Here is a 25,632-nt window from a genome sequence, read left to right as displayed (position 1 = left end):
GTTCGCTCGCAACGTAACGCTGTAATCAGCCCGACTCTTCCCGATCTTCCTGGGCGAACTCGGCGCCGGCGTCCGCGCCGAGCCCCAGCAGAGCACGTCTGAGCTGGTCAAGTGCATGAACGACGGTCATCCTGCGGATGACGTCGCGGGTCTCGGCCCCCGGGCCGGGCACGGGGAGTTTCGGTCGGGTCACGATGCGCAAATCTCCCGGACCGGCCACGCCGATATAGACCGTTCCGACGGGACGGCCGTCCTGCGCCTCCGGACCGGCCACGCCGGTGACCGCGACCCCGTACGTGGCGCCGAGCCGGTCCCGGACGCCCGCCGCCATCGCCGCCGCGACGTCCGGGTGGACGGCGCCGTGCTCGGCGAGCAGGTCGGCGGGGACGTCCAGCAGGTCGCGCTTGAGCTCGGTGGCGTACGCGACGACCCCGCCCGCGAACGTCGTGGACGATCCGGGCATCGCGGTCAGCTCCGCGCCGATCAGCCCGCCGGTCAGCGACTCGGCCGCCGCGACCGTCGCGGACCGCTGCGTGAGCAGCCGGTGCACGACGCGGTCGAGCGACTCGTCCTCCACGCCGTAGACGGCGGAGCCGAGCAGCTCGCGGATCCGCTTCTCGACGCCGACGAGGCGGTCCCAGACGTCCGTCCCGGCGACGGAGACGCGGACCCGCACCTCCGCCGGCTGGGGCAGGTACGCCAGCCGGACGCCGTCCATGGCCTCGACCTCGGCGAGCCGCTCCGCCAGCACCGACTCCCACAGGCCGGCGGTGCGCAGGGTGCGGCGGGCGACCTCGGGCGGGCCGGCCAGTTCGGGCAGCACCACCTCGTCCATGATCGTGCGCATCTCGAACGGGACGCCGGGCAGCGCGTACGCGACGCCGCCGGGCAGCTCGACCCGCAGCCCCGGCGCCGACCCGGCCGAGTTCCGCAGCACGCCCGCGCCCTCCGGCACGTCCGCCATCCGCAGCGCCGACTCGCGGATCTCGTGCCCGGCCGCCGCGGCCCGCTCCCGCAGGCGCTTCTCCGCCTCCCGGTCCCGGACGAGCGGGACGCCCGCCGCCGCGGCCAGCGCGTCCCGGGTGAGGTCGTCGCTGGTGGGCCCGAGCCCGCCGGTGGTGATCACCGCGTCGGCGCGGCCGAGCGCGGCCGTCACCGCCTCGACGATGACGTCCTCATCGTCGCCGACGACGACGCTGCGGGTGACCTCCGCGCCGTGGTCGGCGAGCCGCCGGCCCAGCCACGCGGCGTTGCCGTTGACGGTGTCGCCGAGGAGCAGTTCGTCCCCGACGGTGAGCAGCTCGACGCGCATCCCGTCCCCTCCCGATCGGGTCCCGAATCTACCGCCGCCCACCGACGTCCGGGAGCCGGCGGGCCGCCGCGCGGATCCGGCGGCCGCGGGGCGCGCCCTCGCGCCCCTGACGGCCCAATCCGGACAAAGTACCCGTTGGGCGTGAAAACCGACCGCGGGTCGGATCACTTATTCCTCGCCCGGCAAAACCGCCGGGTGCACATTGCGTTCACCTGTTGGTCATACGTGCACGTCGCGTGTGACTTGGAGCGCACCCCGACCGCATATCGGCACGCGCACAAGGCCGTCCACGTCCCACATTAGGCAGAAGTGAGCGTCATATTGTGAGTCAAAACTCACCCGTACGATTCGCGTAGCACCCCGAATCGCAGGGATAATTGTGACCGCGGGGCACCGCGAACGGGGCCGCGGGACCATGACCGGGGTGGGCATGGTCCCGCGGCCCGCTCCGTTCAGCCCCGCCCGCGCCGGACCAGCCTGCGCAGGACGAGGCCGCACCCCCGCGCGTAGAGCCGCTGGAGCAGCGGGCCGAACGGGCCCGCCAGCCGTCCCGCCGCCGTCGCCGGACGGCTGAACGACGTGACGGTCAGCCACACGGCCCCGGTGTCGTCCATGTCCACGGCGAACGACTCCTCGCCCGACATCGCGTGCCCGGGCAGCGTCCCGTACCCGAAGCCGCCGCCGCGCTCGTCCCGGCGGGTCCACACCACCCGGCAGGGCGCCCGCAGCCGCAGCGGACCGGCGCCGACGGTGGCCTCCACGTCCACGCCCGGCTCGGCCCGCGGGCCCGACGCGAGCAGCCGGACGGGCAGCGCGCGGTGCATCCGGAGGCCGACGACCGCGTCCACCGCGGCCCGCAGCGCGTCCGGGCCCTGCCCCACGCGCGTCCGTTCCCGCAGGTGCCGGTAGCCCTCCGGCCGAAGACCGTCCCGCGTCGCCCCGACCTCCGCGTAGGTGAACCCGTCCGCCGTCACGGACGCTCCCCGCGCACGCCGTCGCGGGAGCGCCGCAGGCGCCACGCCTGGGCGATGTAGTCGGCGCCGGTGACGAGCGTGACGACCAGCGCGGCGGCCATCGTCGCCCAGCGGATCGGGTCGAGCGGGCCGGGCAGGATGAACAGGCCGATGGCGATGACCTGCAGCATCGTCTTCAGCTTGCCGCCCTTGCTGGCCGGGATGACCCCGTACCGGATGACGACGAGCCGGAGCAGCGTGATGCCGATCTCGCGGACCAGGATCGCGGCGGTCACCCACCACCACAGCTCGCCGAGCACCGACAGGCTGATCAGGGCGGCGCCGGTCAGCGCCTTGTCGGCGATCGGGTCGGCGATCTTGCCGAAGTCGGTGACGAGGCCGCGGGCGCGCGCGATGTCACCGTCGATCTTGTCGGTGATGGACGCGGCCGCGAACACGGCGAACGCGGCGAGCCGCCAGCCGGTGCCCTCCAGGAACAGCAGCCACACGAACAGCGGCACGAGCGCGATCCGGAGCATCGTGAGCAGGTTCGCGATGTTGTAGACGCTGGCGGGGGGCGCCTCCCGGTCGCCGGCCACCGGGTCGGGCGTCCCGGCCGTCACGGCGCCCCCGCGTCGGCGATCAGGTCCACGCCGTCGCTGCCGACCACGCGGGCGGTGACGATCTCGCCGAGCGCGAGGCCCGCACCGCGCACGAGGACCGTGCCGTCCACCTCGGGAGCCTGGTGGGCCGCGCGCCCCTCGAAGCCGCCGTCCGCCGTCTTCTCTTCCAGGAGCACCCGCACCTCGGTGCCGATCCGGTCCTCGGCGCGCTGCGCGGTCAGCTCGTCCGCCAGCCCGGTCAGCTCCTCGACGCGCCGCGCGACCTCGTCGGGGTCGACCTTGCCGTCCAGCTTCGCGGCCTCGGTGCCCTCCTCGTCGGAGTAGCCGAACACGCCGACCGCGTCCAGCCGCGCGGCCGACAGGAACTCGGCGAGCTCCTCGAAGTCGTCCTCGGTCTCGCCGGGGAAGCCGACGATGAAGTTGGAGCGGACGCCCGCCTCGGGGGCATGGCCGCGGATCTGGCCGAGCAGTTCGAGGAAGCGCTCCCGGTCGCCGAACCGGCGCATCGCGCGCAGCACCGGGCCGCTCGCGTGCTGGAACGACATGTCGAAGTACGGTGCGACGCCGGGCGTGGCGCAGATCGCCTCGATGAGCCCGGGCCGGGTCTCGGCGGGCTGCAGGTAGCTGACGCGGACCCGCTCGACGCCGTCCACCGCCGCAAGGTCCGGCAGCAGCTTCTCCAGGGCGCGCAGGTCGCCGAGGTCCTTGCCGTAGGACGTGGAGTTCTCGCTGACGAGGACGAGCTCGCGGGCGCCGTGCGCGGCGAGCCACCGGGCCTCCTCCAGCACCTCCTCCGGCGGACGCGACACGTACGCGCCGCGGAACGCGGGGATCGCGCAGAACGTGCAGCGGCGGTCGCAGCCGGACGCCAGCTTCAGCGGGGCGACCGGGCCGCCGCCGAGGCGGCGCCGCAGCACCCGGGGGCCCGACGCGGGCGCGACGCCCGCCGGCAGGTCGTCCTGCCCGCCGCCGTGCCCGCCGCCGTGCTCGTCGCCGTGCCCGGGGATCGCGACGCCGGACGCGGACGAACCGCGCTCCACCGGGCTGATCGGCAGCAGGGTGCGGCGGTCGCGCGGGGTGTGCGCGGTGTGCGCCCGCCCGGCCATGACGTCGTCGAGCCGGTCGCCGATGCCGGCGTAGTCGTCGAAGCCGATGACGGCGTCCGCCTCGGGCAGCGCCTCGGCGAGCTCCTTGCCGTACCGCTCGGCCATGCACCCGGCGGCGACGACCTTCGCGCCGGAGTCGTGCGCGGCCAGCAGCGTGTCGATGGAGTCCTTCTTGGCCGCCTCGATGAAGCCGCAGGTGTTGACGACCACGACGTCGGCGCCGTCCGCCCCGTCCGCCAGGTCCCATCCGGCGTCCTCGATGCGGGCGGCGAGCTCCTCGGAGTCGACCTCGTTCCGAGCGCAACCGAGTGTGATCAGCGAAACCTTGCGGCGAGTGGACATGCCCCTAAGGTAATGGGCGCCGGCCGCCCGGGGGACCGGCGCCCCGCCCGACATTCCCGCTTCAGGCGGCTTCGGGATCGTCGCGGTCGAAACTGAGCCGCTGCACGCCGCCGCCCTGGCCGGGCGCGCCGAGCTCCTTGCCGTTCACGGTCAGGTCGACGCCGCCGCCGACGCCGATCACCAGGTCGATCTCCTTGTCGGCCGTCCACCGCTTCTGGTCGCCCTTGCGCATGATGCCGGTGAACAGCGCCTCGCCCTCGCCGTCGCGGACGCTCAGCCACACGGTGCGGTTCGCGGTGGCGCGGACGTCCACCTCCGTGCGGGGCGCGGCGGCGACCGGGTCGCTCTTCTTGGTCGGCTCGGTCGTCGGCGAGCCGGACGCGGACGCGGCGGGCGTCCCGGCGACCGGCTTGGCGGTGCGCCGCTCGCCGCCGTCCTGCCCGACGACCTGGACGACCGCGTACACCACCACGAGGGCCAGCGCGAGCGCCATCGCGGCGCTCCAGTTCGGCGGGCGGCGCTCGCGGAACTCCCGCACGGGCTGCTCGGGCTCGAACGCGGAGACCGCCGAGACGGGCTGGGGCGCGCCGCCGTGGATCGCGTCGAACTCGGCGACGAGCGGCTCGGGGTCGATGCCGATCACCCGGGAGACGCTGCGGATGTGGCCGCGCGCGTAGAAGTTGCCGCCGCAGGGCGCGAAGTCGTCGGCCTCCATCCCGCGGATCACGGTCTCCCGGATCCGCGTCTGGAGACTCACCTGAGTCACCGAGAGACCGGCTCGCTGTCGCTCATTCGCCAGGGTCTCTCCGATGCTCACGCCGAGCCTCCTTCGGGGGCGACTATGACCGATCCCACATTCGTGGGTCCAGTCTAGGAAGGGGCATGCCCGCCCTGCGACTCGCAACGCGTTCGAAAGTGGGCAAGATTTCGCATCATTCCGTCATGATCGTCCGTCGCCCGCCGCCGTACCGCGCGTCCGCGCTGATCAGCCGCCGCCCCGCAGTTCCGCGAGCACTCCGGGCAGATCGTCCGGTTTCGTGAGGACGTCGCGTGCTTTCGACCCTTCGCTGGGACCGACGATGTCGCGGCTTTCCATGAGGTCCATCAGGCGGCCCGCCTTCGCGAACCCGACGCGCAGCTTGCGCTGGAGCATCGACGTGGAGCCGAACTGGGTCGACACGACGAGCTCGATCGCCTGGACGAGCAGGTCCATGTCGTCGCCGATCTCCTCGTCGATCTCCTTCTTGGGCTTGGCGGCGTCGCCGACGTCGTCGCGGTAGGACGCCTCCATCTGGCCCTTGCAGTGGCCGACGACGGTGGTGATCTCCTTCTCGGAGACGTAGGCGTTCTGGAGCCGCATGGGCTTGCTGGCGCCCATCGGCAGGAACAGCGCGTCGCCCTGCCCGACCAGCTTCTCCGCGCCGGGCTGGTCGAGGATGACGCGGCTGTCCGACAGCGACGACGTCGCGAACGCCAGCCGGGACGGGACGTTCGCCTTGATGAGGCCCGTGACGACGTCGACGGACGGGCGCTGCGTCGCCAGCACGAGGTGGATGCCGGCGGCGCGGGCGAGCTGGGTGATGCGGACGACCGAGTCCTCGACGTCGCGGGGCGCGACCATCATCAGGTCGGCCAGCTCGTCGACGATCACCAGCATGTACGGGTACGGGGTGTAGACGCGCTCGCTGCCGGGCGGCGGCACCAGCTTGCCCGCCTTCACGGCCTTGTTGAAGTCGTCGATGTGCCGGTACCCGGACGCGGCCAGGTCGTCGTAGCGGCGGTCCATCTCCCCCACGACCCATTCGAGGGCCTCGGCGGCCTTCTTCGGGTTCGTGATGATCGGGGTGATCAGGTGCGGGATGCCCTGGTACATCGTCAGCTCGACCCGCTTGGGGTCGACGAGGATCATGCGGACCTCGTCGGGCGTCGCCCGCATCAGGACCGAGGTGATGAGCCCGTTGATGCAGGTCGACTTGCCGGCGCCGGTCGCGCCGCCGACCAGCAGGTGCGGCATCGCGGTCAGGTCGCACAGCAGCGGCGTCCCGTCGATGTCGCGGCCCAGCCCGACGACCATCGGGTGGTGCTCGTTCGTCGCGGCGGGGGCGCGCAGCACGTCGCCGAGGCTGACGATGTCCTTGTCGGTGTTGGGGATCTCCACCCCGATCGCCGACTTGCCGGGAATCGGGGAGATGATCCGCACATCGGCGCTCTTGACCGCGTACGCGATGTTCTTCGTCAGCGCGGTGACCTTCTCGACCTTCACCGCCGGACCCAGCTCGATCTCGTACCGGGTGATCGTCGGGCCGCGGGTGAACCCGGTGACCTGCGCGTCGATGTCGAACTGCTCGAGCACCCCGGTGAGCGCGTTCACGACGGCGTCGTTGGCCTTGGTGCGCGGCTTGGCCGCGCTGCCGGGCCGCAGGGCCGACGGGTCCGGCAGGACGTAGATCTCGCCGGACGACGACAGCGGAAGCTGCTCGGAGCCGCGCGGCGCCGGGGTCGGGTCGGGCGCCTCGCGTTCGGGCGCCGCGTCCTCGGACGCGTCGTGCTCCGGGGCGTCGTGCCCGAGGACGTCGTCGAGGACGTCCGGTTCCGGGGCGTCCGGGAGGCCGCCGGCGGGATCGAACGGGTGCGGGGCGTCGTCGCCGGGCGGTGCGGGCGGCGGGACGTCGGCGCCGAACGGGTCGGGGTCGAACAGGTCGTCGGCGAGGTCGCGGCGCCGCGCGGCGCCCTTTTTCCCGGACCCGCCGGGCACGGCGGCGTCCTCCAGCAGCGGCGTGTCGTAGGGGCGCGAGTGCTCGCCGACCTCCAGCTCCCCGTCCTCCGCGTCGCCGCCGTCCTTGCGGTTCTTGCGGCCCTTGCGGCGGCGCGGCGCCGGCGCGTCCTCCTCCGCCGCGTCCTCGGCGGCGCCGGCGGGCGCCGGCTCCGGGCGCCCCTGGAGCGTGGCGACCGACCACAGCTCGGCGAGGCGCTCGGGGACCTTGTTGATCGGGGTGGCGGTGACGACGAGCAGCCCGAACCCGGACAGGAGCAGCAGCAGCGGGACGGCGACCCAGCCGCTGAGCGCGGTGTCGAGCGGTGCGGAGACGAGCCAGCCGAGCACGCCGCCCGCCTCCCGGACGGCCGCCATGTCGTCGGCCGGGGACGGGACGCCGCCCGCCAGGTGCAGGATGCCGAGGACGCCGGCGCCGAGGGCGGTGACGCCGATGACGATGCGGCCGGTGTCCTCGTGGTGCTCGGGGTGGCGCAGCGTCCGCCACGCGAGGAGGCCCAGCAGGACGGGCAGGCCCATCGCGATGATGCCGAGCCCGCCGCGGATCACCTGCTCGAGCGCGACGGTGACGACGCCGTCCGGCTTGAACCAGGTCACCGAGGCGACCACGATCGCGGAGCCGAGCAGCGCGAGGCCGAGCCCGTCGCGGCGGTGCTCGGGGTCGAGGTTGCGGGCGCCGTGCCCGTACGCGCGGAACACCGAGCCCACGGTGACGGCCGCGAGCTGCCAGAGCTTGAACAGCAGCTTGAAGAAGCCGAGGAACGCCATCGGGATCGGATCGGGCTTCGGGGGCCGGCCGCCCTTGGCGCCGCCCTTGCCCTTCGCCGCCGCCTTGCCTCCGCCCCTGCCGTTTCCGCCGTTTCCGCTGTTGCCGCTCGGTCGCTTCCGGGGGGACGACCCAGCGGGTCGACGAGCCGCGCTGCCCCCGGCGCGGGAGGAGCTCTTCGCCCCTCCGGACGCACGTGTGGCCATGGTTACGAGAGTAACCAAGCATCCCCGCACGTCCCGGGACGGCGGCCGGGCGTGTCGCGGGACCGGGTGAGGCCCGCGACACGCCCGCGCGGCCTACACCTCGACGACCACCGGGATGATCATCGGGCGGCGGCGGTACTTGTCGCTCACCCACTTGCCGACGGTGCGGCGGACGAGCTGGTTGAGCTGGTGCAGGTCGTTGACCCCGTCCCCGGCCGCGTCGGCGAGCACGCTCTCGAGCCGTTCGATGACGTCCTCGAAGTCCTCGTTGACGATCCCGGCGCCGCGCGCGTGGATCTCGGGCCCGGCCACCACCTTGCCGGAGGTGGAGTCGATGCCGACGACGATGGAGACGAACCCCTCCTCGCCGAGGATCCGGCGGTCTTTCAGGGACGTCTCGGTGACCTCGCCGACCGACAGCCCGTCCACGTACACGTACCCGGCCGGGACGGCGCCCACGATCTTCGCGTTGCCGTCGACGAGGTCGACGACGACGCCGTCCTCGGCGATGACGACGTTGTCCTCCGGGACGCCGGTGAGCATCGCGAGCTTCGCGTGGGCGCGCAGGTGCCGCCACTCGCCGTGGATCGGCATGAAGTTGCCCGGCTTCGTCACGTTCAGGACGTACAGCAGCTCGCCGGCCGGGGCGTGCCCGGACACGTGCACCAGCGCGTTGCCCTTGTGGACGACGCGCGCCCCCCAGCGGGTGAGGCCGTTGATGACGCGGTTGACGGCGTTCTCGTTGCCGGGGATGAGGGACGACGCCAGCACCACGGTGTCGCGGTCGGTGATGCGGATCTGGTGGTCGCGGTTCGCCATCCGCGACAGCGCCGACATCGGCTCGCCCTGCGAACCGGTGCACACCAGCACCAGGTTGTCGGGCGGGACGTCGTCGAGCTGCTTCTGCTCGACCATGATCCCCTCGGGGACGTCCAGGTAGCCGAGCTCGCGCGCGACGCCCATGTTGCGCACCATCGAACGCCCGACGAAGCACACCCGGCGGCCGTTGGCGACGGCGGCGTCCAGCACCTGCTGCACGCGGTGGACGTGCGAGGCGAAGCACGCGACGATCAGCCGGCCCTCGGCGGTGCGGAACACCTCGTCGACGACCGGGCCGATGTTGCGCTCGCTGGTGACGAACCCGGGGACCTCGGCGTTGGTGGAGTCCGACAGCAGGAGGTCGACGCCCTCGGCGCCGAGCCGCGCGAACCCGGGCAGGTCGGTGAGCCGGCCGTCCAGCGGGAGCTGGTCCATCTTGAAGTCGCCGGTGTGCAGGACGAGCCCGGCGGGGGTGCGCACGGCGACGGCGAGGGCGTCCGGAATCGAATGGTTGACCGCCAGGAACTCGCATTCGAACGGTCCCAGCGTGCGCCGCTCGCTCTCCGCGACGACGTCGACGACCGGTTTGATGCGGTGCTCGGCGAGCTTGGCCTCCAGCAGCGCCATCGTCAGCCGCGACCCGATCACGGGGATGTCGCGGCGTTCGCGCAGCAGGTACGGGACGGCGCCGATGTGGTCCTCGTGGCCGTGCGTGAGCACGATCGCCTCGATGTCGTCCAGGCGGTCCCGGATGTATTCGAAGTCGGGCAGGATCAGGTCGATCCCCGGCTGCTCGGTCTCGGGGAACAGCACGCCGCAGTCGACGACGAGCAGGCGCCCGCCGTACTCGAAGACCGTCATGTTGCGGCCGATCTCCCCAAGGCCGCCCAGCGCGACGATGCGCAGGGCGTGCTCGGGCGGCGCGGGCGGTTCCGAGAGCTCCGGGTGAGGATGACTCACCGGGCGACCTCCGGAATGGCAACCTCGGACACTTTGACTCCTCCGTTTGCAAGGTCTTCCTGCAGTTGCGCCACGAACTCCGGCGCGGCCTCGACGAGCGGAGCGCGGAGCGGGCCGCCTCCGGGGAGGCCGAGCAGGTTCAGCGCCGCCTTGACGGCGATGGCGCCCTGCGTACGGGTCATGATGGCGGCGACGACGGGCAGCAGCCGCCGGTGGATCTCCAGCGCGCGCTCGTGGTCGCCGGCGAGATGGGCGTCGATCATCTCATGCAGTTCGGTACCCACGACGTGGCCGACCACGCTGACGAATCCGGCGGCGCCGACCGACAGCCACGGCAGGTTGAGGATGTCGTCTCCGGAGTACCAGACCAGGTCGGTCTCGGCCATCACCCGGGACGCGCCGAACAGGTCGCCCTTGGCGTCCTTGACGGCGATGATCCGCGGGTGCTCGGCGAGCTGCACCAGCGTGTCGTTCTGGATCGGCACTCCGGCGCGGCCGGGGATGTCGTACAGCATGCACGGCAGGCCCGTCGCGTCGGCGACCGCCGTGAAGTGGCGGACGAGGCCCTCCTGCGGGGGCTTGTTGTAGTAAGGCGTGACCACGAGGAGCCCGTGCGCGCCGGCGGCCTCGGCCTGCCGTGCGAGTTGCAGGGTGTGCTCGGTGTGGTTCGTCCCAGCGCCGCCGATGATCACCGCGCGGTCGCCGACCGCCTCGATGACGGCGCGCAGCAGTTTCTGCTTCTCGTCGTCGCTCGTCGTCGGCGACTCGCCGGTCGTCCCGTTGACGACCAGGCCGTCGTGGCGCCGCTCGTCGACCAGGTGGGTCGCGAGGCGCGCGGCGCCGTCGTAGTCGACGCCGCCGTCCGGCAGGAACGGGGTGACCATCGCGGTCAGCATCCGTCCGAACGGAGCGTCGGTGGATGTGCTGGGTGCCATGGTACGAACGGTACCGCTCCGGCCGTTCCCCTTGGACCCGCAGGTCGACGTCAGGGCGAACCCTCCCGGATTGCCCCTTTGGCGGGAGCGCCGGGACGGCCCCCGCCGCGCGGCGCGCACGCGAGGCCGGAGAAGCCGCTGCCACGCGCTCGGGGGTACGCGTGGCAGCGGCTCCGTCGACATCGTGGCACGCGAAAGCCTCGCTGCGGGGTCGGTCCGGCCACTCTCCGGACTCGGTTGCATAACGCGCCCATAGCCGACATCGGCCCAGGGCAGCGCCCACGGCGGCGCCCGCGGCCGGAGCCGCGCCGGGCCGCGCCGGGCCGCGCCGGCGCCTCTCCGGTGCCGGGCCGGCCGGGGCCCGGCGGCGCGTCCGTCAGGCGTCGGCCGCCGGCCGGACGGTCGCGAACTCCCGCAGGCGGACGCGCAGCTCCTCGACGTCCGGGGTGCGGACGAGGTCGTTGCCCCGGACGGCCCACCAGTGCCCGGAGCCGCCCCGCCCGATCCGCCACCCGGTGAACTCCGCCGACAGCTCGCCGAGGCGGTCGCCGTCGTGCCGCGCGGTCTGCTGAATGCCCATCGGCCTCGTCCCCACTTCCTCGTGCCGTCCGACGTCCGGCCCGCCGCTCGGGCCGGTCGCGCCGCATCGGGGCGTACCCCGGCGGGGCGCGCGTACCCGCCCCTTTCTACCTGGGGAAACCGGGGTTTCGGTACGTCGCGGGAGGGGTTTCTCAGCCGCTGGCTTTCCCTGTCTCCGGCGGCAGCCAATTCGCGCGATACAGCTCCCATTCGTCCGCGCTCGTGGTCCATGCGGCGTAGATCCCGACGCCGTACGGACGTTTCGGCGGCCGGTCGAGCAGGTCGATGCCGCGCCGGACGCCCCGCAGCGCGACCTCGAGGTCCTCGGCCCACGGCATCATGGGCGGCCGGTAGGTGGGGACGCCGATGAACACGGTCGTCCGGTCGCCGATGAGCTCGAGCACGGCGCGGGTGTGCCGGGCGAAGTGCCAGCCCGCGAGCGACTCGGTCGGCAGCGCCACGTCGTAGGTCATGATCGCGACCTGGTCGGCCTTGCCGGCGACGGCGCGCAGGAAGTCCTCGGTGGGCCGGGCGGGGTGGCGGAAAGCGCCCTGCCGCGGGAGCAGGGCGTCGTACACGGGCTGGGCGGCGTCGGCCAGGGTCGGCTGCTCCAGTGCGACCGAGAGCAGCGCGTTCCGCTCGCGGGTGAGCGCGCGGGTCGCGTCGAGCAGGTCGAGGAACGCCCGGTCGTCGGGGTAGATCGGCTCGAGGTCGTAGTGGATGCCGTCGAACCCGAGGTCGAGGAAGATCTCGTCGGTGCGCAGGATCTCGGCGCGGACGTCCGGGTCGTCGATCTCGATGACCCCTTCGCCCTCGACGACGCGGATCTGCCCGAGGTACGCCTGGGTCCGCACGTCCGGCGCGTACCTCTCCATCGCCGCCGTCAGCGCGCCCGCGTGCCGGTACTTGCCGGGCGGGACCGTGCCGTCCGCTTCGAACGGCCCCGCGTGGAAGTACACGTCCGTGATGCGGTTGGCCTTCAGCAAGTCCGCGAAGGCGCGGTACTCGGCGTCCGTGTGCGGTTCGCCCACCCACTGGTGCCGCGCCCACAGCGCATTGGTGCCGGTCCCCCGCGCCTTCGGCTCGGGCTGCCACCAGGCCCACGCCGCGACCGGCGCGAGGAGGCCCAGGCCGAGCACGAAGGCCGCCGCCCAGCACGCGCCGCGCAGCACGCGCCGCCACCGGCGTTTCCCAACGGTCCCTGTCATCCCGCAATGATCCCGGACGATCAGGACGTGCCGGGCATCCGCCCGCCCGGGGAGCGGTCGATCGCCATGGAAGGGGCGGCTCCGGTCCATGAATCGATCACGGTTCGGCCCGCGATCCGGCTCGGACGCGAGAACGGTTCACCATCGGGGAATCATCCGGTGACCACACCCGACGCGGGGGATGGAGGTCGAGCCGACATGCGAGCGAGATCCGACAGGCGGGCCATCGTCGACGAACGGCAGCGGGCGGACCTGCCCGCGCCGGAGCGGCCCGGCCCCGCCGCCCCCGGTCCGCTGATCACCACCCGGGCGCTGCTGATCATCCTGATCGCCCTGGTCGCCGCGGGCATCTGCGCCGCCGCCCCCGAAGCGGCCATCCCCATCGGCGTCGGGGTGGGCGTCGTGACGCTGCTCGCGCAGATCGTCAAGGACTGAGCGCACCGGCGGCCGAGCGCGGCGGCGGGTCCGTCAGGGCGGGTCCGTCAAGGGGCGGTCACGAAGCAGAACTCGTTGCCTTCCGGGTCGTACCAGACCCGGAAGGGCGACTCGGGGTTCCCCATCGGCTCGCCCGCCGGGGTCGCGCCGAGGCCGCGGGCCCGCTCCCCCGCCGCGCGGATGTCGGGGACCTCCAGGTCGAGGTGGATCCGGTTCTTGATCGTCTTGCGCTCGGGGACGAGCTGGAACGACAGCACCGGTCCGCGCCCGCCGAGCGGTTCGAGGTCGCGCCAGTCCTCGTCGCGGGAGGTCTCCTTCATGCCGAGCAGGGCGCCCCAGAACGCCGCCATGGCGTCCAGGTCCGTGCAGTCGAAGACGAGGTTGCCCACCTTCGGGGTCGCGTCTCCGGTCGCGTGTCCGGTCATCGGGTTCCTCCTGCTGTTCGTGTGACTGCTGTTGGTTCGACTGCTGCTGTACGTCCGCCGGTCAGGCGGCGTGGAACGAGCGCGCGGCGGCCCGGCGGCAGACGGGGGCCGCGGCGTGCGCCGGACGGACGGGACGCGCCCGGCGCCCGCGGCGCGCGAGCCGGGCCGGGAGCGCGGGCCGCCCCGCCGCGCCGAGCCGTCCGGACACCCCTTCGGCGAGCCAGCGCAGGGCCCGCGCGGCCGGGCCGTCGCCGGAGGCGGCGCGCGCGGCGAGCCGGGCCTCGACGATGTCCGCCTGCAACCGTGCGTGTTCCCGCCGGGCCCACCCGCCACGCGCGGCCGGGCCCGCCAGGTCGATCAGCGCCTTCATCGCGTCCTCCATCCGTTGACACCACCTAAACCGTAACGCCGGTGTCGGGGGAACGCAACCGGCCATCCGGGATAGGCGGTGTCGCATCGGATAGGGTGTTCAATGAACGGCGGGAGGGGCCATGGCCGACGCGCACGCGGATCCCGCACTGCTGCTGCGGGACTTCGTCAACACGCTCAACATCGACGCGGGCACCGAGGGCCTCGCGCGGCCCGGCGACCTCGCCGGCTGGCTCGCGGGGCGCGGGCTCGTCCCGGCGGGCACGGCGGCGTCGGACGGCGACCTGCGCACCGCCCTCGGCCTGCGCGAGGGCCTGCGCGCGGCCATGCTCGGCAACCACGGCCGCGCCGCCGCGGCCGACGCGCCCGATCTCCCCGCCGACCTGGAGGACGCGCTCGGCGCGCTGCCGCTGCGCGTCACGCTGGCCGCGGGCCCGCACCCCGCGCTGCGCCCCGCCGCCGACCCCGGGACGGCCGCCGCCGGGCTCGCGCGGATCGCCGCGGCGGTCGCCGACGCGTCCGCCGACGGCACCTGGCCGCGCCTCAAGGTCTGCCACGAGGACACCTGCCTCTGGGCGTTCCTCGACACCTCCAAGAACCGCTCGCGGGCCTGGTGCAACATGAGCACCTGCGGCAACCGGACCAAGACCCGCGCCTACCGCGCCCGCCGCCGCGCCTCCGCGGGCGACCGGCCCGCCGACGGCTGAGCGCCCGCGCCCGGCGCCGCGCACGCCCGGACCGCTCTAGGGTGGGCCTTGATCTTCCCGAGGAGAGGACACAGCGCACCATGGCTGCCAACGGGCCCGATGTCGGCGTGCGGCCCGCCCGCCGCGCCGACGCCGCCGCCGTCGCCGACGTCCAGGTGCGGACCTGGCGGCAGGCGTACCGCGACCTGCTGCCCGCCGCGGCCCTCGCTCGGGTGACCTCCCCGGAGGCCCGGGACGCGTGGCGGGAGCGGTGGGCGGACGCCGTGACGGCGCCGCCGTCGCCGCGGCACCGGCTGCTCGTCGCGGTCGCCTCCGACCTGGTCGTCGGGTTCGCCGCGCACGGCCCCGCCGAGGAGGCCGACCACGACCCCGGCACGGCCGCCGAGCTGGTCGCGTTGCTCGTCGACCCCCTGCACGGCCGCGCCGGGCACGGCAGCCGGCTGCTCGCCGCCACCGTCGACACGCTGCGCGAGGACGGCGTCACCACCCTCCTCACCTGGACGTTCGAGGCCGACGGCGTGACGCGGGCGTTCCTGGAATCGGCGGGCTGGGCGCCGGACGGGACGGCCCGGACGCTCGACATGGGCGAGCCGGTGCGGCAGGTCCGGCTGCACACCGACATCACCGGCGAAGCCTGAGGCCGATGCGCCGTTCCGGAGGGGTCGGTGACGGCCACCGGCGCCGCGGCCATATCTTGGAGGTCGTGCCCAAGTCCACCTCCATGACGCCGCCGCATGCCTCCGCGCGGGTCGCCGAACCGGTCACCGGCTCCCCGGAGCGGCCCGCCGACCACCGCCGATGGCTCGGCATGGTGGTGATGAGCCTCGGCGTCTCGCTGATCGTCGTGGACGCCACGATCGTCGGCGTGCTGCTCCCGAACATCGTCGGAGGGCTCGGGCTGACCACGACGGACGCCGAATGGGTGACGTCCGTGTACTCGCTGGTGTTCGCGGCGCTGCTGATCCCGTTCGGCCGCGCGGGCGACCTGTTCGGACGCCGCCGGATGTTCGTGATCGGCGTCGGCGTGTTCGCGGTCGCCAGCGTCGGCGCGGCCCTCGCGGCGGACGGGTCGGCGCTGATCGGCGCCCGCGCCCTGCAGGGCGTCGGCGCGTCCATGGTCATGCCCGCGACGCTGTCCACCGTGAACGCGGTGTTCACCGGCCGGGACCGCGCGGTCGCGTTCGGCATCTGGGGCTCGCTGATCAGCGGGATGGCGGCGCTCGGGCCGCTGCTCGGCGGCGCGGTCGCGGCCGGCGGCGGCTGGCGCTGGGCGTTCGGGATCAACCTGCCGCTCGGCGTCGCGCTCATCGCGGGCGCGCTGCTGCTCATGCCGGAGACCCGGCAGCGCCCCGCCGCGCCGCGCCGGGGAAGCGCGCTGCGGGAGATCGACTGGGCGGGCGGGGCGCTGTCCGCGCTCGCGCTCGGCGCGCTCGTCTGCGGGCTGATCGAGGGCCAGACCTACGGCTGGTGGAGCATCACCCGGCCGTTCTCGATGGCCGGGTTCGACTGGCCGGACACCGGCCTGTCCCCCGTCCCGGTCGTCCTCGGGCTGGGCATCGTGCTGCTGGCCGCGCTCGTCGTGCTGGAACGCTCTCGCGCCGCCGCCGGGCGCCCCGTCATGCTCGACCTGGACCTGTTCCGCATCCCGAACTTCCGGCACGGCAACCTCGCGTCGTCGCTCATCAACGTGGGCGAGCTCGGCCTCCTGTTCGTCCTGCCGCTGTTCCTGCTGGGCGTGCACGGCACGAACCCGCTGCAGATCAGCGTCGCGATCCTGCCGCTGGCCGTCGGCGCGTTCCTCACCGGCGGGTACGCGGGCCGCCTCGCCAACAAGCGGGGGCCGCACCGGGTCGTGCAGGTCGGCATGGCGACGGAGGTCGCCGCCGTCCTCGGCCTCGCGCTCACCGTCTCCGCGACCACCGGCGGGCTCGGGCTCGCGCCCTGGATGCTGCTGTACGGGCTGGGCCTCGGGCTCACCTCGGCGCAGCTCACGAACGTGTCGCTCGCGGACGTCCCGGCGGCGCGGTCCGGGCAGGCGTCCGGCACCCAGTCCACCGCCCGGCAGGTCGGCGCCGCGCTCGGCATCGCGGTGATCGGGACCGTGTTCGCGACGAGTCTCGGCCACGCGATGGACGACGAGCTGGCGGCGTCCGGGACGCCCGCGGCCGCGCGCGACGCGATCGTCGCCGACCTCCGGGAGAGCGCCGGGACGTACGCGCGCGAGCTGCACGAGACGTCCGGCATGGACGCCGCCGCGCGCGCCGCCGACGCCAGCCTCGCCACCGCCACCCGCAACGGTGCGCTGGTCACCGCGGGGATCCTGGCGCTCGGGCTGGCCCTGTCGCTGCGGCTGCGTCCCGGCCCCGCCCGGCATCGGGAAGAATCGAACTCCTGAGTCCCCCTGTCGTCGACGAGAACAAGCGGTAACTGTGGCCACGCTCTCCCAATGGGTCGCCGGTTCGCGGCCCCGCACTCTGCCCGCGTCCCTCGTCCCCGTCGTCGTCGGCACCGGCGTCGCGGTCGGCGAGGGCCAGGCCGTCTGGTGGCGCGCGCTCCTCGCGGCGTTCGTCGCGCTCGCGCTCCAGGTCGGCGTGAACTACTCCAACGACTACAGCGACGGCGTCCGCGGCACCGACGAGGACCGGGTCGGCCCGATGCGGCTGGTCGGCTCGAAGGCCGCGCCGCCGAAGCAGGTCCTGGCCGCGGCGCTCGGCTGCTTCCTGCTCGCCGCCGCGGCGGGGCTGGTGCTCGCGGCCGTGACGACCTGGTGGCTGCTGCTGGTCGGCGCCGTCGCGATCCTGGCGGCCTGGTTCTACACCGGCGGCAAGACGCCCTACGGGTACCGGGCGCTCGGCGAGGTGTCGGTGTTCGTGTTCTTCGGCCTCGTCGCCGTCGTCGGGACGGTGTACGTCCAGGTCGAGGCGCTGCCGTGGGAGGGGTGGGTCGCGGCGGTGCCGGTCGGGCTGCTCGCCTGCGGCCTGCTGGTCGCCAACAACCTGCGCGACATCCCGACCGACCGGGAGTCCGGCAAGCGCACCCTCGCGGTCGTCCTCGGCGGCCCGTGGACGCGGATCCTGTACGCCGCCTGCACCGCGCTGCCGTTCATGGTGGTGCTGGCGCTCGCCGCCCCGCACCCGTGGGCGCTGATCGCGCTGCTCGCCGCGCCGCTGTCGGTCCCGCCGACGCAGAAGGTGATGAACGGCGCGGCCGGCCCCGCCCTCATCCCGGTGCTGGGCGAGACCGGCCGGCTGCAGATCGCCTACGGGGTGCTGCTGGCGGTCGGCCTGGCCCTGTAGCCCGCCGGACGGACGGCCGGAGGGGCGGCCACGCGGCCCGCCGGGAGGCCGGTCCGGCCCGGACGGCCCGCGGCGGCGTGCTCGGCCAGCAGGGCGGCGCCCGCGAGGCCCGTGAGCAGCCCGGCGAACATCCCCGCGAGCGAGGTCAGGTTCGTCGCCGCCGCCATGTCGTGCCCCATCTCGCCCGGCTGCACCAGCACGATGACGAGCGTGTACAGCGGCCACGCGAACGTCGCGGCCGAGCCGGTCCACGCCACGGCCAGCGGCCGGACGAACCGCCGGGGCCGCTCCGCCCGCCGCAGGACGGCCAGCAGCGCGCCCGCGCCCGCCACCGCCAGCACCGCGCCCGCCCCCGCGAGGATGTGCTGCGCGACGTTCATGTCGCCGGTCGGCCCGTCCGGGCGGCCCGCCGTCCCGCCGAACGCCCAGTAGAGGTTCGGCACCGCGAACGCGACCGCGAACACCAGCGCCGTCCGCGCCAAGAGCGCCTGCAACCCGTGTGTGGCCCCCGTGGCGACGTCCCGTGTGCGCGCGGCGAGGACGTCGCCCCAGCGGACCCGCGCGTACAGCGCGAAAGCCGTCAGCAGCCCGATGCCCTGCACCGTGAAGCCGGTGTAGACCACCCCGAACACCCAGCCCTGCATCGCCTCCGGGTCGCCGGACTCGGCGGCGGGCGCGTCGAACGCCATGACGACGGCCGCCGGGGGCACCGCGATGGCGATCGGCGCGAGCAGCCCGGCGGCGATCCACGTCGGCGCCAGCACCAGCCACGCCGGCAGCCGCAGCCCCCAGCGGAACGTGAACGCCAGCGCGATGACGACCGCGAGCGCGTCCATCGCCATCGTGACGAGGTTGCCGACGTACAGCGTGGAGTCCCGCGCGGCCTCGGCGTCGTTCCAGCCGACGGTGCTGCCGGACAGCCACGCGAGCTTGATCGTCAGGTACGGGACGCAGGCGGCGATCGTCGCGGCGCACACGGCGAGCCTGAGCCGTCCCGGCGCCTCCGGCGCGGCCGGGCGTCCTTGCGGATGAGCTGTGACCGTCATGCCACGATCGTCCGCCGGAACGGGTCCGCCGCGCCTCCCTCGCCGAGGGGAGACCGCGGCCCGGCCTCCCTCGCGCGGGGGACTTTCCGGACGTCCTAGCCCAGCGCCCAGTCGATCTCGCTGCGGCCCGCGTCCACCAGGGCCTTGTTGACGGCGCTGAACGGCCGCGTCCCGAAGAACTTCTTCGCGCTCAGCGGGCTCGGGTGCGCCGACTCGATCACCGTGTGGTGCGCGCCGGTGATCAGCCGCGCCTTCTTGCGGGCGTAGGCGCCCCACAGGACGAACACCACCCGGTCGGACTTGTCGTTCAGCGCCCGGATCGCGGCGTCGGTGAAGTCCTCCCAGCCCTTGCCCGCGTGCGACCCGGCCTCGCCCGCGCGGACCGTCAGCACCGCGTTCAGCAGCAGCACCCCCTGGTCGGCCCAGCGGGTCAGGTCGCCGGACGCCGCGGCCGGGATCTCCAGATCGGCGGCCAGCTCCTTGTAGATGTTGCGCAGGGACGGCGGCAGCCGCACGCCCTCGCGCACGCTGAAGCTCAGACCATGCGCCTGCCCGGGCCCGTGGTAGGGGTCCTGGCCGAGGATCAGCACCCGGGCGTCCTCGAACGAGCAGCACCGGAACGCGGTGAACAGGTCCTCGCGCGGAGGGTAGACCGTCTGCTCCTCGTACTCGCCCGCGACGAACGCGCCCAGCGCCGCGGTGGCGAGCGGGTCCAGCAGGGGGTCGAGTCGCGCCCGCCAGTCATCGGGCAGCAGTTCCATCAGGTCGAGGGACATCGGGCCTCCGTCAAGGTCATCGCCTACGCGGAAACACTAGCGCCGCGCACTGACACGCCAGACCGGAATCAGCCGGGCGAACACCCACCGGCTCTAGGATGAGGCCATATGCCGGACTCCCCCCGACGGCGCGGCGCCCTCGCGTGCGTCCCGCTCGTCCTGCTCGCCCTCACCGCGGCCTGCGGCGGCTCCTCCGGGACCACGACCCTCACCGTGTACGCCGCGTCCTCCCTCACCGAGGTGTTCGGCGAGATGGAGGCCGCCTACGAGCACGCCGTCCCGGACGTCGACGTCAGCCTCGTGTTCGGCGGCTCCCTGGAGATGGCGGGGCGGCTGTCCGACCTGTCCCCCGCCGACGTCCTCGTCACCGCCGACACCGCGAGCATGAACACCGCCGACGCGCACCTCGGCGGCCGCCGCCGGACCGTCGCGCACAACGCCCTGACCATCGCCGTCGCCCCCGGCAACCCGCGCCGCATCCGCGGCCCCGCCGACCTCGCCCGCCCCGGGCTGCGGACCGCCGCCGGCGCCGAGTCCGTCCCCGCCGGCCGCTACGCCGCCCGGCTCCTGCGCAACGCGGGCCTGACCGTCCGGTGGACGACCGTGGAGGTCAGCGCGCGCGCCGTCCTGGACCGCGTCCGCGCCGGGGACGCCGACGCGGGCATCGTCTACGTGACCGACATGCGGTCCGCGGGCGTCGCGGCGAGCAGCGTCCCGATCCCCGCGAAACTCAACGTCGTGACGTCCTACCCGGCGGCCGTCGTCGAGGGCGGCGGGCAGGAACGCGCCGCGAACGCGTTCGTCTCCTGGCTCACCGGCCCGACGGCGCGCGCGCTGTTCCACAAGCACGGATTCCCGGTCCCCGACGCGCCGCAGTAGCGGTTTCGGCGCACTTGACCAGGGAAAACACCCGTCCCGAGTGAGTGCCGCCACAGGGAGCCGCCGCACGTGCGAGAGAAGCGACCCGCACCCGACGCACCGCGCACGGGCGGCGACGAGGCGCACCGGCCCGCGCCGCCCGACCAGCCGTGGCGCGCCGAAGGCGTGCCCGACGGCGGCCGGCGGTGGCGGCCCGGCCGCAACACCTACCTGTTCTGGACGCTGCTGATCCTCGTCTTCGCGGTCAGCTACGCGTCCTACCACGAGTCCGGGCACGGCCTCCTCGGCATGCCGCAGCCCGGCGCCGACCCCGTCCGCAAGATCACGATCGTCCCGCACGGCCGCGCCCTCGGCGTCACCCTCTCCACCCCCGAGGACGACCGCTACGCCTACGACGAGCGGTACCTGCGCGGCCGCATCATCGGCGCCCTCGGCGGCATGGCCGCCGAGGAGCTCGTCTTCGGCGTCGTCACCACCGGCGGCTCCGAAAGCGACCTCGAACAGGTCACCCGCATCGCACGCGGCATGGCCGGCCGCTGGGGCATGTCCCCCGCGGTGGGCCCCCTGTCCGTCCTGCCCGCCGACGGCGACGCCGCCGCCGGCATCGCCCGCACCACCGAATGATCCGGCGGCGCTACGGTAGGGCGGTGCGGGTGCGGGTGCGGCGGTTCGAGCGGGACGGGCGGCGGGTCGTCCGGCCCTGGACGCCGCCGGCGCACACCGCCCTCGGGGACCCCGAGCGGTACGGGTGGCTCGTCGGAGACCGGGACGGGCTGACGCGGCTCGGCGCCCTGTTCGCCTTCGCCGCCGCCTCCCGCCGAACGATCGTCCACGTCCCGCTGCGCGGCGGGGAGCCGATCGAGGGCTGCGAGGGGTTCGTGGAGCAGTGCGGCGGCCGCCTCGACCTGCTCCTCCTCCACCACTCATCGGCCTTCCCGGTGACCCGCTGGCCGGGGCTCCGCCGCACGCTCACCGGCCCCGGTGTCCCGATGACCGTCCGGGTCGACCGGGAGCGGACGGCCCGGGACGCCCGCGCCTGGGCCGAGCGCAGCCACCGCCGGGACTTCCGCGACCACCTGCGCCCCGTCACGCACGCCCGCACGCTCTGCCTGACCGGGAGCCGGACGGCGTTCGCCGCGGCCGCCGTCGAGTTCTTCGCCGCCGCGGACCTGGGGCCGCGCCGGAAGGGGGCCGCGAAGGGGCACCCCGTCCTCGTCACCTGCCTCACCCACATCCTGACCCCGGACGACGACCCGCGGCGCCGGGAGATCGACATCTCCTACAAGGCCCACCCGGGCGCGTTCCGCGCGGGGCGCTGAAGGGCGCGGTCAGAGCGCGGTCGGGAAGGCTTCGGGCGGCGAGGGGATCAATCGTCCAGGGCGCTGAAGGGGATCGCCACCCGGATCGGCTTTTCGAGGACCAATTCGTCTTCGTGAATCTCGGCGAGGCGGTAGATTCGATTGGCCCAGTCGAGGCGATACTCGTGAACGGCCTTGACGAAGAGGTCGCCGTCCAGGAAAACGACCAGGTAGACCGGGATGCCTTCGAATGCGAACTCGGCGAGCTTGTCGATCGTGTCGGCGGTCACGGACCCGGGCGAGACCACCTCCACGGCCATGAGCGCATCGGCGGCGGACAGCCGCGTGCCGCGAGGAATGCACTTGTGAACCAGGACGTCCGGACGCCGGAACGAGAACTTGCCGCCTTTGCGGATGCGCTTCGCAAGGCGCATATCGACATCCGTGACGACCCCCATACAGGGATCGTCAGGCTTGGCCGCCTCAAGCTTGTTCGCCAGCCTGCGAGCGACGTTGCTGTGCTCGATGGAGCCGGAATGGCACTGGATGATATTGCCGTCGACGACCTCGATCAGTTTCCGGACTCGATCCGGGAGAGCGTCGTACTGCTCCTCGTCCAGGGTCAGCGAGGTCGGGTCCGATACCCACTCCGGCAGCGTGCTCATGGGCCCATCCTATGGCCGCGTGTGTCACTGAAGGGCGTGGTCAGAGCGCGGTCGGGAGGGCTTCGGGGTCGAGGGTCCGCATGGAGCGGAGGGCGCGCAGGACGGTCGGGTGCGGGGTCGCGTAGACGGTGGGGTGCACCGGGACGTCCGGGTAGGCGAGGCGGTCCTCGGACGGCGAGAAGCGGACGTCGACGGTCGCGTTGTTGCCGCGGGGGTCGAGGCGGACCCAGCGGTCGTCCACGAGGACGGCGGTGAGGCCGTGCAGGACGCCGGAGACGGTCTGGTAGCACAGGCCCGCCTGGATGCCGCCGGCGCGCAGCAGGGCCGCGTAGGCGTGCGACTTCGCGTAGCAGAGGCCGACGCCCTGCTCGAGGACGTCGGAGGCCCGCCAGGGGACGCGGGGGTCGGCGGCGTCCATCGAGTGGGCGACCCGGTCGCGGACGTGGTCGAACGCGGCGTGCGCGTACGCGATGTCGTCGCCGGTGCGCAGCTCCGAGGCGATCGACTGGACGAGCGGGTGCTCGATGTCGATCGCGTCGGAGGCGGCGAGGTAGTCCCAGGGGTCGGCCGCGAACTCCATCAGAGGCCGAGCAGGGACTCGATGCCGATGGTGAGGCGGTCGAGGTTCGGGACGCGGCGGACGGCGAGCAGGACGCCCGGCATGAACGACTCGCGGTTCATGGAGTCGTGGCGGATCGTGAACAGCTCCCCGTGGCCGCCGAGGACGACCTCCTGGTGCGCGACGGCACCGGACATGCGGACCGCGTGGACGCGGACGCCGTCGACGTCGGCGCCGCGGGCCCCGTCGAGCTCGGACGTGGTGGCGTCCGGGGACGGGCCGACCTTGGCCTCGGCGCGCGCGGCGGCGACCAGCTCGGCGGTGCGGTGCGCGGTGCCGCTCGGCGCGTCGACCTTGTTCGGGTGGTGCGTCTCGATGATCTCGACGGACTCGAACAGCGGGGCGGCCTTCTGCGCGAAGTGCATCATCAGGACGGCGCCGATGCCGAAGTTCGGGGCGATGAGGACGTTGCCCGCGGAGGCGTCGGTCAGCCAGGAGCGCACGGTGTCGACGCGGGACGGGTCGAAGCCGGAGGTGCCGACGACGGCGTGCAGCCCGCGCTCCACGCACCAGCGGAGGTTGTCCATGACGACGTCGGGGCGGGTGAAGTCCACGACGACCTCGGCGGCCGTGAGCGGGTCGAGCGCGTCCCCCACGTCCACGGTGGCGACGAGCTCCATGTCGTCCGCCCCCTGCACGGCGCGGCACACCTCCGCGCCCATCCGGCCCTGCGCGCCCAGCACTCCGACCTTGATCACGTGTTCCTCCCGTCCGGCGTCGGCCCGAGCCTACCGGTCGTCGTCGACGAACAGGTTGAGGACCCAGCTGACGAGCCCGACGATGATGGCGCCCCAGAACGCGGGCCAGAACCACTCGACGTGGAACGGCACGCCGATCTCGCCGGCGACCCAGCTCGTCAGCATGAGCAGCGCGGCGTTCACCACGAGCGCGATCAGGCCGAGGGTGAGGATGTAGAAGGCGCAGCCCAGCACCTTGATGATCGGCTTCAGCACGGCGTTGATGACGCCGAAAACGGCGGCGACCACCAGCAGGGTGAGCGCCTCCTCGCCGGTATCGCCGCCCTCCAGGTCGATGCCGTCCACCACCGCGGACGCCACCCACAGCGCCACCGCGGCGATGACCACTCTGATGAGGATCTTCACGTGGCACCCCCTACCCGGCGGGCCGGGCGGTTAACTGCCGAAGCCGTCCCCCACGGGCCCGATGACGGTGAGGGCCTGCGGCGCGCCGAGGACGTCCGCGGCGACCGCGCGGACGTCGTCGAGGGTGACGGCCTCGACGCGGGCGAGGACCTCGTCGACGGGCATCAGCGACTCGTATACCAGCTCGCTCTTGGCGATGCGGCTCATCCGGGAGCCGGTGTCCTCGAGGCCGAGGACCATGGCGCCGCGCAGCTGCCCCTTGCCGCGTTCGAGCTCCTCGGCGGTGAGGTCGCCGGCGCGGGCGACCTCGTCGCGGCAGATCTGCAGGACCTCCTCGGCCTTGGACGGCTGGCAGCCCGCGTAGACGCCGAAGATGCCGGAGTCGGCGTACTGCGCGGTGTAGCTGTAGACCGAGTAGGCGAGACCGCGCTTCTCCCGGACCTCCTGGAAGAGGCGGGACGACATGCCGCCGCCGAGCGCCGCGTTGAGGACGCCCAGGGCGAACCTGCGGTCGTCGGTGCGGGGCACGCCGAGGCCGCCGAGGATGATGTGGGCCTGCTCGGTGTCCTTGTCGAGGACGACCGTGCGCGGGTCGGCGGTCACGGCCGGGCCGTCGAGGCGGGGCCCGGCGGGGGCGGCGTCGCCGGTGAGGCGCCCGGCGAACGCCTCGGCGACGAGCCCGACCACGCGGTCGTGGTCGACGTTGCCCGCGACGGACACCACGAGGTTCTGCGGGACGTACCGGTCGCGGTAGTAGCCGTGGATGCGGTCCCGCGACAGCGCGTTGATCGACTCCTCGGTGCCGAGGATGGGGCGGCCGAGGGGCGTGTCGCCGAACAGGGCGGTGGCGAACTCGTCGTGGACGAGGTCGCCGGGGTCGTCGTCCCGCATGTGGATCTCTTCGAGGATGACGCCGCGCTCGGCCTCGACGTCCTCGGGGCGGTTCACCGACGCCGCGACCATGTCGGACACGACGTCGACGGCGAGCGGCAGGTCGGCGTCCAGCACCCGCGCGTAGTAGCAGGTGTACTCCTTGGCGGTGAACGCGTTGAGGTCGCCCCCGACCGCGTCGATCGCCGCGGAGATCTCCAGCGCGGAGCGCCGCTCGGTGCCCTTGAACAGGACGTGCTCGAGGTAGTGGGAGGCGCCGGCGTCGGCGGGCTCCTCGTCGCGGGACCCGACGGACGCCCAGATGCCGAACGCCGCGGACCGGACGGTCGGCATCCGCTCGGTGATGACGCGCAGCCCGCCGGGCAGGACGGTGCGGCGGACCTCGCCGGCGCCGTCGGCGTGGATCGTGGTGGTGGTTCCGGGCTCCTGCGCCCGGGCCGGCAGCGTCACGGCTGGCTCACCCTCCGGTTGCTGGTCGCTGTCCCGGGCCGGCGGGCGCCGGGCCGGAAAGCGGCCGACCGGCCCGCCCCGGGCGGGCGGG

Annotated in this window: 27 protein-coding genes; 8 read left to right on the top strand and 19 right to left on the bottom strand. The window is 73.7% G+C overall.

Features of this window, described 5'->3' with window-relative positions:
• Window positions 1–25: 25 nt before the first annotated feature.
• The 10 genes from H505_RS0134075 to H505_RS46240 form a co-directional block, all read right to left on the bottom strand.
• Window positions 26–1,312, bottom strand: a complete 1,287-nt coding sequence (locus H505_RS0134075; RefSeq protein WP_026405515.1) for a CinA family nicotinamide mononucleotide deamidase-related protein — start codon at window positions 1,310–1,312, stop codon at window positions 26–28.
• A 452-nt stretch (window positions 1,313–1,764) separates the two neighbouring features.
• Complete coding sequence (locus H505_RS0134070; protein ID WP_026405514.1) at window positions 1,765–2,286, bottom strand: DUF1990 family protein; 522 nt, start codon at window positions 2,284–2,286, stop codon at window positions 1,765–1,767.
• Complete coding sequence (locus H505_RS0134065) at window positions 2,283–2,888, bottom strand: CDP-alcohol phosphatidyltransferase family protein (RefSeq protein WP_084551143.1); 606 nt, start codon at window positions 2,886–2,888, stop codon at window positions 2,283–2,285. Before H505_RS0134065 ends, H505_RS0134070 begins: the two co-directional genes overlap by 4 nt.
• Complete coding sequence (rimO, locus tag H505_RS0134060) at window positions 2,885–4,336, bottom strand: 30S ribosomal protein S12 methylthiotransferase RimO (protein WP_026405512.1); 1,452 nt, start codon at window positions 4,334–4,336, stop codon at window positions 2,885–2,887. The genes H505_RS0134065 and rimO overlap by 4 nt, the downstream gene beginning before the upstream one ends.
• Before the next feature lie 61 nt (window positions 4,337–4,397).
• Window positions 4,398–5,153 (bottom strand): helix-turn-helix domain-containing protein, encoded by a 756-nt coding sequence (locus tag H505_RS0134055; RefSeq protein ID WP_034521258.1) that lies wholly within the window; start codon window positions 5,151–5,153, stop codon window positions 4,398–4,400.
• A 168-nt stretch (window positions 5,154–5,321) separates the two neighbouring features.
• Entirely contained in the window at window positions 5,322–8,081 is a 2,760-nt protein-coding gene (locus tag H505_RS0134050; RefSeq protein ID WP_026405510.1) for an FtsK/SpoIIIE family DNA translocase, read from the bottom strand.
• Window positions 8,082–8,174: 93 nt separating this feature from the next.
• Entirely contained in the window at window positions 8,175–9,860 is a 1,686-nt protein-coding gene (locus tag H505_RS0134045; protein ID WP_026405509.1) for a ribonuclease J, read from the bottom strand.
• On the bottom strand, window positions 9,857–10,795 hold the full coding sequence (gene dapA / locus H505_RS0134040) for a 4-hydroxy-tetrahydrodipicolinate synthase (protein ID WP_026405508.1): 939 nt from the start codon (window positions 10,793–10,795) through the stop codon (window positions 9,857–9,859). Before dapA ends, H505_RS0134045 begins: the two co-directional genes overlap by 4 nt.
• Window positions 10,796–11,171: 376 nt before the next feature.
• Window positions 11,172–11,375, bottom strand: a complete 204-nt coding sequence (locus H505_RS50395) for a hypothetical protein (protein ID WP_026405507.1) — start codon at window positions 11,373–11,375, stop codon at window positions 11,172–11,174.
• Between the two features lie 151 nt (window positions 11,376–11,526).
• Entirely contained in the window at window positions 11,527–12,582 is a 1,056-nt protein-coding gene (locus H505_RS46240) for a glycoside hydrolase family 18 protein (protein ID WP_245592706.1), read from the bottom strand.
• Between the two features lie 198 nt (window positions 12,583–12,780).
• Here H505_RS46240 and H505_RS0134025 point away from each other — a divergent pair, with 198 nt between their 5' ends.
• A complete protein-coding gene (locus H505_RS0134025) occupies window positions 12,781–13,017 on the top strand; it encodes a hypothetical protein (protein ID WP_026405506.1) in 237 nt (78 codons plus the stop codon).
• Window positions 13,018–13,064: 47 nt separating this feature from the next.
• Here H505_RS0134025 and H505_RS0134020 read toward each other — a convergent pair whose 3' ends face one another.
• Both H505_RS0134020 and H505_RS0134015 read right to left on the bottom strand, forming a co-directional pair.
• On the bottom strand, window positions 13,065–13,442 hold the full coding sequence (locus tag H505_RS0134020) for a VOC family protein (protein WP_034521256.1): 378 nt from the start codon (window positions 13,440–13,442) through the stop codon (window positions 13,065–13,067).
• Between the two features lie 61 nt (window positions 13,443–13,503).
• Entirely contained in the window at window positions 13,504–13,824 is a 321-nt protein-coding gene (locus H505_RS0134015; RefSeq protein WP_026405504.1) for a hypothetical protein, read from the bottom strand.
• A 109-nt stretch (window positions 13,825–13,933) separates the two neighbouring features.
• Between H505_RS0134015 and H505_RS0134010 the strand changes: the two genes are divergently transcribed.
• From H505_RS0134010 to H505_RS0133995, 4 genes are all read left to right on the top strand, one after another.
• Window positions 13,934–14,518 carry a CGNR zinc finger domain-containing protein gene (locus H505_RS0134010; protein ID WP_026405503.1) on the top strand — a complete coding sequence of 195 codons (585 nt, stop codon included), beginning with the start codon at window positions 13,934–13,936 and terminating at the stop codon, window positions 14,516–14,518.
• An 80-nt stretch (window positions 14,519–14,598) separates the two neighbouring features.
• Window positions 14,599–15,156 (top strand): GNAT family N-acetyltransferase, encoded by a 558-nt coding sequence (locus H505_RS0134005; protein ID WP_026405502.1) that lies wholly within the window; start codon window positions 14,599–14,601, stop codon window positions 15,154–15,156.
• A gap of 65 nt (window positions 15,157–15,221) precedes the next feature.
• Window positions 15,222–16,913, top strand: a complete 1,692-nt coding sequence (locus H505_RS0134000) for an MFS transporter (RefSeq protein ID WP_245592705.1) — start codon at window positions 15,222–15,224, stop codon at window positions 16,911–16,913.
• 34 nt (window positions 16,914–16,947) lie between these two features.
• Window positions 16,948–17,814, top strand: a complete 867-nt coding sequence (locus H505_RS0133995; RefSeq protein WP_026405500.1) for a 1,4-dihydroxy-2-naphthoate polyprenyltransferase — start codon at window positions 16,948–16,950, stop codon at window positions 17,812–17,814.
• On the opposite strand, the gene H505_RS46235 is transcribed toward H505_RS0133995, so the two are convergent.
• Together H505_RS46235 and H505_RS0133985 are read right to left on the bottom strand one after the other, a co-directional pair.
• Complete coding sequence (locus tag H505_RS46235; RefSeq protein ID WP_157433242.1) at window positions 17,778–18,860, bottom strand: hypothetical protein; 1,083 nt, start codon at window positions 18,858–18,860, stop codon at window positions 17,778–17,780. The two genes, H505_RS0133995 and H505_RS46235, sit on opposite strands and share 37 nt — an antisense overlap.
• 95 nt (window positions 18,861–18,955) lie before the next feature.
• Entirely contained in the window at window positions 18,956–19,636 is a 681-nt protein-coding gene (locus H505_RS0133985) for a uracil-DNA glycosylase (protein ID WP_026405499.1), read from the bottom strand.
• A gap of 108 nt (window positions 19,637–19,744) precedes the next feature.
• On the opposite strand from H505_RS0133985, the gene modA reads away from it, so the two are divergent.
• From modA to H505_RS0133970, 3 genes are all read left to right on the top strand, one after another.
• On the top strand, window positions 19,745–20,515 hold the full coding sequence (gene modA, locus H505_RS0133980) for a molybdate ABC transporter substrate-binding protein (protein WP_026405498.1): 771 nt from the start codon (window positions 19,745–19,747) through the stop codon (window positions 20,513–20,515).
• Between the two features lie 69 nt (window positions 20,516–20,584).
• Window positions 20,585–21,139: a M41 family metallopeptidase gene (locus H505_RS52195; RefSeq protein ID WP_026405497.1), complete on the top strand. Its 555-nt coding sequence runs from the start codon at window positions 20,585–20,587 to the stop codon at window positions 21,137–21,139.
• A gap of 23 nt (window positions 21,140–21,162) precedes the next feature.
• Window positions 21,163–21,834 carry a hypothetical protein gene (locus tag H505_RS0133970; protein ID WP_026405496.1) on the top strand — a complete coding sequence of 224 codons (672 nt, stop codon included), beginning with the start codon at window positions 21,163–21,165 and terminating at the stop codon, window positions 21,832–21,834.
• Window positions 21,835–21,881: 47 nt separating this feature from the next.
• Here the strand turns inward: H505_RS0133970 and H505_RS0133965 are convergent, their stop codons facing one another.
• From H505_RS0133965 to H505_RS0133945, 5 genes are read right to left on the bottom strand one after another with little or no spacing between them, the layout of a single operon-like run.
• A complete protein-coding gene (locus H505_RS0133965; protein WP_026405495.1) occupies window positions 21,882–22,478 on the bottom strand; it encodes a Uma2 family endonuclease in 597 nt (198 codons plus the stop codon).
• 40 nt (window positions 22,479–22,518) lie between these two features.
• Complete coding sequence (locus tag H505_RS0133960; RefSeq protein WP_034521255.1) at window positions 22,519–23,058, bottom strand: transglutaminase-like domain-containing protein; 540 nt, start codon at window positions 23,056–23,058, stop codon at window positions 22,519–22,521.
• A complete protein-coding gene (gene dapB, locus H505_RS0133955; RefSeq protein ID WP_026405494.1) occupies window positions 23,058–23,795 on the bottom strand; it encodes a 4-hydroxy-tetrahydrodipicolinate reductase in 738 nt (245 codons plus the stop codon). The genes H505_RS0133960 and dapB overlap by 1 nt, the downstream gene beginning before the upstream one ends.
• Before the next feature lie 30 nt (window positions 23,796–23,825).
• A complete protein-coding gene (locus H505_RS0133950) occupies window positions 23,826–24,200 on the bottom strand; it encodes a phage holin family protein (protein WP_026405493.1) in 375 nt (124 codons plus the stop codon).
• Between the two features lie 30 nt (window positions 24,201–24,230).
• On the bottom strand, window positions 24,231–25,541 hold the full coding sequence (locus H505_RS0133945; protein ID WP_026405492.1) for a M16 family metallopeptidase: 1,311 nt from the start codon (window positions 25,539–25,541) through the stop codon (window positions 24,231–24,233).
• Between the last annotated feature and the right edge of the window lie 91 nt (window positions 25,542–25,632).

Source organism: Actinomadura rifamycini DSM 43936 (genome assembly GCF_000425065.1).
In the GTDB taxonomy this organism is placed as follows: domain Bacteria; phylum Actinomycetota; class Actinomycetes; order Streptosporangiales; family Streptosporangiaceae; genus Spirillospora; species Spirillospora rifamycini.
This window is presented reverse-complemented; position numbering and strand designations above follow the sequence as displayed.

Coding starts and splice junctions, on each gene's coding strand:
- H505_RS0134075 (WP_026405515.1), bottom strand. CDS start 1,312: ATGCGCGTCGAGCTGCTCACCGTCGGGGACGAACTGCTCCTCGGCGAC.
- rimO (WP_026405512.1), bottom strand. CDS start 4,336: ATGTCCACTCGCCGCAAGGTTTCGCTGATCACACTCGGTTGCGCTCGG.
- H505_RS0134050 (WP_026405510.1), bottom strand. CDS start 8,081: ATGGCCACACGTGCGTCCGGAGGGGCGAAGAGCTCCTCCCGCGCCGGG.
- dapA (WP_026405508.1), bottom strand. CDS start 10,795: ATGGCACCCAGCACATCCACCGACGCTCCGTTCGGACGGATGCTGACC.
- H505_RS50395 (WP_026405507.1), bottom strand. CDS start 11,375: ATGGGCATTCAGCAGACCGCGCGGCACGACGGCGACCGCCTCGGCGAG.
- H505_RS46240 (WP_245592706.1), bottom strand. CDS start 12,582: ATGACAGGGACCGTTGGGAAACGCCGGTGGCGGCGCGTGCTGCGCGGC.
- H505_RS0134025 (WP_026405506.1), top strand. CDS start 12,781: ATGCGAGCGAGATCCGACAGGCGGGCCATCGTCGACGAACGGCAGCGG.
- H505_RS0134020 (WP_034521256.1), bottom strand. CDS start 13,442: ATGACCGGACACGCGACCGGAGACGCGACCCCGAAGGTGGGCAACCTC.
- H505_RS0134015 (WP_026405504.1), bottom strand. CDS start 13,824: ATGGAGGACGCGATGAAGGCGCTGATCGACCTGGCGGGCCCGGCCGCG.
- H505_RS0134010 (WP_026405503.1), top strand. CDS start 13,934: ATGGCCGACGCGCACGCGGATCCCGCACTGCTGCTGCGGGACTTCGTC.
- H505_RS0134005 (WP_026405502.1), top strand. CDS start 14,599: ATGGCTGCCAACGGGCCCGATGTCGGCGTGCGGCCCGCCCGCCGCGCC.
- H505_RS46235 (WP_157433242.1), bottom strand. CDS start 18,860: ATGACGGTCACAGCTCATCCGCAAGGACGCCCGGCCGCGCCGGAGGCG.
- H505_RS0133985 (WP_026405499.1), bottom strand. CDS start 19,636: ATGTCCCTCGACCTGATGGAACTGCTGCCCGATGACTGGCGGGCGCGA.
- modA (WP_026405498.1), top strand. CDS start 19,745: ATGCCGGACTCCCCCCGACGGCGCGGCGCCCTCGCGTGCGTCCCGCTC.
- H505_RS0133965 (WP_026405495.1), bottom strand. CDS start 22,478: ATGAGCACGCTGCCGGAGTGGGTATCGGACCCGACCTCGCTGACCCTG.
- H505_RS0133960 (WP_034521255.1), bottom strand. CDS start 23,058: ATGGAGTTCGCGGCCGACCCCTGGGACTACCTCGCCGCCTCCGACGCG.